Raw genomic sequence first — 6,573 nt, 5'->3', positions numbered from 1 at the left:
CGCATCGGCTCCAACTACGACCTGTGTTTCGCCTTCCTCGCCCACACCGGCCTTTCTCTATGACCATCAGTCACTGTATTACCGAAATATCTTTAATGATCCTTGGGTGGGCGTTTAGCATCGGGGTGTGCGTCCCTACCACGTGGCGATCGTCGGCTCCGGCCCGTCCGGGTTTTTTGCCGCCGCGTCGCTGCTCAAGCTGGCCGCAAACAGCCCCGACGGCGTCGATGTGCACGTTGACATGCTGGAGATGCTGCCGACGCCGTGGGGTTTGGTGCGCTCCGGCGTTGCCCCGGATCATCCGAAGATCAAGTCGATCAGCGCGCAGTTCGAGAAGACCGCATCCGATCCGCGGTTCCGGTTCTTCGGCAACATCGTGGTGGGTGAGCACGTGCAAGCCGACGAGCTCGCCGAGCGGTACGACGCGGTGATCTACGCGGTCGGCGCCCAGACCGACCGGCACCTGGGCATTCCCGGCGAGGAGCTGCCCGGCAGCGTCGCAGCGGTCGACTTCGTCGGCTGGTACAACGCGCATCCGCACTTCCAGGACATGGCACCGGATCTGGGGGGCCGCCGCGCGGTCGTCATCGGCAACGGCAACGTGGCGCTGGACGTGGCGCGCATCCTGGTCACCGATCCCGACGAGTTGCGCAGCACCGACATCGCCGACCATGCGTTGGAGCTGCTCGGCTGTCGGGGTGTCGAAGAGGTGGTGATCATCGGCCGTCGCGGCCCGCTGCAGGCCACGTTCACCAGCCCGGAACTACGTGAGCTGGGCGAGCTCAAGGGCTTGGCCGACGTCGACGTCATCATCGACCCCGCCGAGTTCGCTGGAATCTCCGACCAGGAGGTCGAAGCGGCCGGAAAGCACGCCAGGCAGAACGTCAAGGTGCTGCGCAACTACGTCGGGCGCAAGCGGCAGCCGGGCCATCGCCGGATCGTGTTCCGGTTTCGCACCTCACCGATCGAGATCCGCGGCAACGGCCGCGTCGAAGAGATCGTGCTGGGCCGCAACGAGCTGGTGACCGACGAAAACGGGCGGGTGGTGGCCAAGGACACCGGCGGCCGGGAGGTGCTGCCCGCGCAGCTGGTGGTGCGCTCGGTCGGCTACCGCGGGGTGGCCACCGCGGGGCTGCCGTTCGACGAGCGGACCTGCACCATTCCGCACACCGACGGACGCATCGAGGGCACCCGCAACCAGTACGTCGTCGGCTGGATCAAGCGAGGCCCGACCGGTGTCATCGGCACCAACAAAAGCGACTCCCAGGCCACCGTCGACACCCTGGCCGCCGACCTGGCCGCCAGCTCAGCGGCGGCCGGCATCGCCGACGTCGGACCCGATTACGACGACGAACTCAAAACCTGGCTGCTCTCCCGCCAGCCGCAGCTGGTCACCGACGAACACTGGCGGTTGATCGACGCCCACGAGCGATCGAGCGGCGAGCCGTGCGGGCGGCCCCGGGTCAAGCTAGCCAGCATCGCCGACCTGCTGCGGGTCGGGCACGGTTGACCGGCCGCCGCTGGGGTTACCCGCCGAGCGATGGCCCGGCCAGGTCCCAGTTGTCCGGGTTGCGCGGCGAGTAGCGCACCGGCAGCAGCTCACCGACCGTCGGCCAGTTGCTCACGTCGACCGCCATCCGCTGGTACACCTCGTGCTCGGCCACGGTCGGGCCGTGCAAGACGCCGGTGATCGTGACGTATTGCTCGCCGCTGATACCCGGGCCATCCGGCTTCGGGCTGACGCCGGTGACTACCAGGGTGCCGTCCAGCGCACCGCTGTGCTGCCCGGGGCGGATCAACCGCGGAGCCAGCAACACCGCAAGAATCCCGACCAGAAGCACCAGCACCCAGATCTCCCACACGTGGATCATGGTAGGACTGCAGCCGTGACCCCCACTAACGACGACCTCGCGCTGGCGCTGGCCCTGGCTGATCGCGCGGACGCGGTGACGCTGGAACGGTTCGGCGCAGTGGATCTGCGCGTCGACACCAAGCCGGACCTCACCCCGGTCACCGACGCCGACCGGGCCGTCGAGGCCGTGCTGCGCGAAGTGCTGGCGGTCGACCGGCCAGACGACGACATCCTCGGTGAAGAATTCGGCGGGACAGCGACTTTCAGCGGACGCCAGTGGATCATCGACCCGATCGACGGTACCAAGAATTTCGTGCGCGGCGTGCCGATATGGGCCACCTTGATCGCGCTGCTGGACGACGGTGTGCCGTGCGTCGGGGTGGTCAGTGCCCCGGCGCTGGACCGGCGCTGGTGGGCAGCCCGCGGGCGGGGCGCATTCGGCGCGGTCGGTGGCGCGCCGGAACGACGGCTGTCGGTGTCGTCGGTAGCCGATCTGGGGTCGGCGAGCCTGTCGTTCGCCGGGTTCTCGGTGTGGGCGCTGCGCGGCCTGCGGGAGAAGTTCCTGAAGCTGGCCGAGGCCGTGTGGCGAGTGCGCAGCTACGGCGACTTCTGGGCCTACTGCCTGGTCGCCGAGGGCGCCGTCGACGTCGCCGTCGAACCCGCAGTGTCGGTGTGGGATCTTGCGGCGCTCGACGTGCTCATCCGCGAGGCGGGCGGCACGTTCACCAGCCTGGACGGTACCGCCGGACCGCATGGCGGTAGCGCGGTGGCCACCAACGCGCTGCTGCACGATTGCGTGCTGGACTCCCTACGCACGGAGACGTAGCGGACCACCGGTGCCGGGCCTCCGCAGTGAAATAGCTCACTCTGACGCCGTATCTTACTTCGGAGTAAGATACGGTTGCCCGCAGTCCCCCTTGTCCAGTGAGGCCCTAGATATGACCGACACCGTCCCCGCCACCAACGCGTCGAAGGCCCGCCCGCGGCGAGCCGGACGGCAGAGCGCCGTCGGGTTGGGCAGGCACCGGCGCACCCCGACCGAGATCGGCCTGGCGCTGGTCACCCCGCTGGTAGGCCAGGAGTTCCTGGACCGCCACCACCTGCGTGATCGGCTCAACCGCGGACTGCACTACGGGGTCAAGACGGTGTTCTCCGCCGTCGGGGCTTCCACCCGACAGTTCAAGCGAATCCAGGGGGTGGGCACGCCACCTACCCGGCTCAAGGCCAGCGGCAAGGACTACTTCGACCTGACCCCCGACGACGACCAGAAAATGATCGTCGAAACCGTCGACGAGTTCGCCGCGGAGATCCTGCGCCCAGCGGCCCACGACGCCGACGAGGCCGCCGACTACCCGCACGAGCTGGTCGGCAAGGCAGCCGAGCTGGGCGTCACCGCGATCAACATCCCGGAGGATTTCGACGGCATCGCCGCGCACCGCTCCGCGGTGACTAATGTGCTGGTGGCCGAGGCCTTGGCCTACGGCGACATGGGGCTGGCACTGCCGATCCTGGCCCCCGGCGGTGTCGCCGCGGCACTGACCCACTGGGGCAGCGCCGACCAGCAGGCCACCTATCTGCCCGAGTTCGCCGGCGAGCACGTCCCGCAGGCCTGCGTGGCGATCGCCGAGCCGCAGCCGCTGTTCGACCCGACCAAGCTCAAGACCACCGCGGTGCGCACCCCGAGCGGCTACCGGCTGGACGGAGTCAAATCACTGGCTCCGGCGGCCGCCGACGCCGAGCTGTTCGTCGTCGCCGCCCAACTGAACGGCAAGCCGGCACTGTTCGTCGTCGAGTCGTCGGCCCAGGGCCTGAGCGTCAAGGCAGACCGCAGCATGGGCATTCGCGCCGCGGCGCTGGGGCAGGTCGAACTGCACAAGGTATCGGTGCCGACGAGCGCCCGGCTCGGCGAAGAAGAAGCCACCGACGCCGATTACTCCGAGGCCGTCGCGCTGTCGCGGCTGGGCTGGTCGGCGCTGGCGGTCGGCACCTGCCACGCGGTGCTCGACTACGTCATCCCCTACGTCAAGGGACGCGAAGCCTTCGGCGAACCCATCGCCCACCGCCAGTCGGTCGCGTTCATCTGCGCCAACATCGCCATCGAGCTGGACGGGCTGCGGTTGATCACCTGGCGCGGCGCGGCCCGCGCCGAGCAGGGCCTGCCGTTCATCCGGGAAGCCGCGCTGGCCAAGCGGCTGGCCACCGACAAGGGCATGCAGATCGGCTCGGACGGCGTGCAGCTGCTCGGCGGCCACGGCTACGTCAAGGAGCACCCGGTCGAACGCTGGTACCGCGATCTGCGGGCAGTCGGCGTCGCCGAGGGCGTGCTGGTCATCTAATCCACCCGATACAAGCTGAAAGACCTGTCATGACAATCAATCTGGAACTGCCCAAGAAGTTGCAGAACGTCGTCGACATGACGCACTCCGGCGCCGCGGAGATCCTGCGCCCGATCTCGCGCAAATACGACCTGCGCGAGCACGACTACCCCGTCGAACTGGACACGCTGGAAACCTTGTTCGCCGGGGTCTCGGAGGCCAACGCGTTCGCGTTCGCCGGCGCGGAGGCATTCCGCGACACCGAGGGCAGAGAGGAAAACCGCAACGGCGCCAACATGGCCGCGCTGCTACAGGTGGTGGAGATGAGCTGGGGTGACGTTGCGCTGATGTTGTCGGTGCCGTACCAGGGGCTGGGCAACGCGGCGATCTCCGGGGTGGCCACCGACGAGCAGCTCAAGCGCCTGGGCAAGGTGTGGGCGGCGATGGCGATCACAGAGCCGAGCTTCGGCTCCGACTCGGCGGCGGTGTCGACGACGGCCACCCTAGACGGCGACGAGTACGTCATCAACGGCGAGAAGATCTTCGTCACCGCCGGGTCGCGGGCTAGCCACATCGTGGTGTGGGCGACGCTGGACAAGTCGCTGGGGCGCCCGGCGATCAAGTCGTTCATCGTGCCGCGCGAGCACCCCGGCGTCACCGTCGAGCGGCTGGAGTACAAGCTCGGCATCAAAGCCTCCGACACCGCGGTGATCCGATTCGACAACGTCCGCATTCCGAAGGACAACCTGCTCGGCAAACCGGAGATCGAGACCGGCAAGGGTTTCGCCGGGGTGATGGAGACGTTCGACAACACCCGGCCTATCGTCGCGGCGATGGCCGTCGGCATCGCCCGTGCCGCGCTGGAGGAGCTGCGCAAGCTGCTGACCGACGCGGGCGTGCAGATCTCCTACGACAAGCCCGCACACGCGCAGAGCGCCGCAGCCGCGGAGTTCCTGCGAATGGAGGCCGACTGGGAGTCCGGCTACCTGTTGGCGCTGCGCTCGGCGTGGCAGGCCGACAACAACATCCCCAATTCCAAAGAGGCGTCGATGGGCAAGGCCAAAGCCGGGCGGGTGGCCAGCGACATCACTCTCAAAGTCATCGAAATGGCCGGCACCACGGGCTATTCCGAGCAGACGCTGTTGGAGAAGTGGGCCCGCGACTCGAAGATCCTCGACATCTTCGAGGGCACCCAGCAGATCCAGCAGCTGGTGGTGGCCCGCCGGCTGCTGGAGTTGTCGTCTGCCGAGCTCAAGTAGCGAGTGCCTTTCCCGGCGAGCATGCGCAAACTCGCATCAGGAGCGCTCGCTCGATGCGAGTTTGCGCATGCTCACCGCGCGGGCACGACCGTCCCGGCGCGTTGCCGCGCACCGGCAGACTGAATACCGAATAACTCCCAGCCCCGGAAAGGCCCCAGCGTGGATTTCACTATGCCGAACCATCTCCCGCAACTGCTCCAGGAGATGGACGATTTCATCGAGGCCGAGATCGCCCCGCTGCAGGCCGAGCAGATGCAGTACTTCGACCACCGCCGGGAGTTCGCCCGCACCGACGTCGAACACGGCGGAATCCCGCAGCGGGCCTGGGAGGATCTGCTCGCCGAGATGCGTCGTCGTGCCGACAGCGCCGGCTGGTTGCGTTACGGACTGCCGTCATCGCTGGGTGGCCGAAACGGCACCAACCTGGACATGGCGGTGATTCGGGAGCATTTGGCGCACAAGGGTCTTGGCCTGCACAACGACCTGCAGGACGAATCGTCGATCGTCGGGAACTTCCCCCAGGTGATCATGATGGAGCGGTTCGGCACCGACGAGCAGCGCCGCGTCTGGTCACAGGCGCTGATCACCGGCGAACGGTCCATGGCGTTCGGCCTCACCGAGCCGGCACACGGATCCGACGCGACCTGGCTGGAGACCCGAGCGGAACCCGACGCCGACGGCTGGGTCATCAACGGAGCCAAGCGATACAACACCGGCGTGCATCGCGCCACCCACGACCTGATCTTCGCCCGCACGTCGGGTACGCCGGGGCAGGCGCGGGGCATCACCGCGTTCCTGGTGCCCACCGACGCGGCGGGCTTCACCGTCCCGTTTTACTGGTGGACGTTCAACATGCCCACCGACCACGGCGAAGTCGAGCTGCGTGACGTTCGAGTGCCCGTCGACGCGGTGCTCGGCGAGGTGGACCGTGGGCTGGAGGTGGCCCAGACGTTCCTGCACGAGAACCGGATTCGGCAGGCCGCCAGCAGCCTGGGCGCAGCGCAGTATTGCATCGACCGGGCCGTCGACTACGCGCGGAGGCGCACGGTGTTCGGCAAGCCGCTGGCGGTCAACCAGGCGGTGCAGTGGCCGCTGGCCGAGTTGCACACCGAGGCCCAGATGGTGCGGCTGCTGGTGTATTACGCCG

The 6,573-nt window shown here is 67.9% G+C and carries 6 protein-coding genes; 5 read left to right on the top strand and 1 reads right to left on the bottom strand.

Annotation, left to right across the window (positions count from 1 at the left end):
- The first annotated feature begins 127 nt into the window (after positions 1-127).
- Positions 128-1,510 carry an FAD-dependent oxidoreductase gene (locus AC2VOP_RS11525; RefSeq protein WP_486961086.1) on the top strand — a complete coding sequence of 461 codons (1,383 nt, stop codon included), beginning with the start codon at positions 128-130 and terminating at the stop codon, positions 1,508-1,510.
- A 16-nt stretch (positions 1,511-1,526) separates the two neighbouring features.
- On the opposite strand, the gene AC2VOP_RS11520 is transcribed toward AC2VOP_RS11525, so the two are convergent.
- On the bottom strand, positions 1,527-1,862 hold the full coding sequence (locus AC2VOP_RS11520) for a hypothetical protein (protein ID WP_486961087.1): 336 nt from the start codon (positions 1,860-1,862) through the stop codon (positions 1,527-1,529).
- Positions 1,863-1,886: 24 nt separating this feature from the next.
- On the opposite strand from AC2VOP_RS11520, the gene hisN reads away from it, so the two are divergent.
- The 4 genes from hisN to AC2VOP_RS11500 form a co-directional block, all read left to right on the top strand.
- Entirely contained in the window at positions 1,887-2,678 is a 792-nt protein-coding gene (gene hisN / locus AC2VOP_RS11515; RefSeq protein WP_486961085.1) for a histidinol-phosphatase, read from the top strand.
- 112 nt (positions 2,679-2,790) lie between these two features.
- Positions 2,791-4,188, top strand: a complete 1,398-nt coding sequence (locus AC2VOP_RS11510) for an acyl-CoA dehydrogenase family protein (protein ID WP_486961084.1) — start codon at positions 2,791-2,793, stop codon at positions 4,186-4,188.
- A 29-nt stretch (positions 4,189-4,217) separates the two neighbouring features.
- On the top strand, positions 4,218-5,426 hold the full coding sequence (locus AC2VOP_RS11505) for an acyl-CoA dehydrogenase family protein (protein WP_486961083.1): 1,209 nt from the start codon (positions 4,218-4,220) through the stop codon (positions 5,424-5,426).
- A 159-nt stretch (positions 5,427-5,585) separates the two neighbouring features.
- Positions 5,586-6,573: acyl-CoA dehydrogenase family protein (locus tag AC2VOP_RS11500; RefSeq protein ID WP_486961082.1), on the top strand; the 988-nt coding region annotated here is incomplete at its 3' end.

The sequence above is a fragment of the Mycobacterium sp. TH-M106 genome, assembly GCF_057473765.1.
This window is presented reverse-complemented; position numbering and strand designations above follow the sequence as displayed.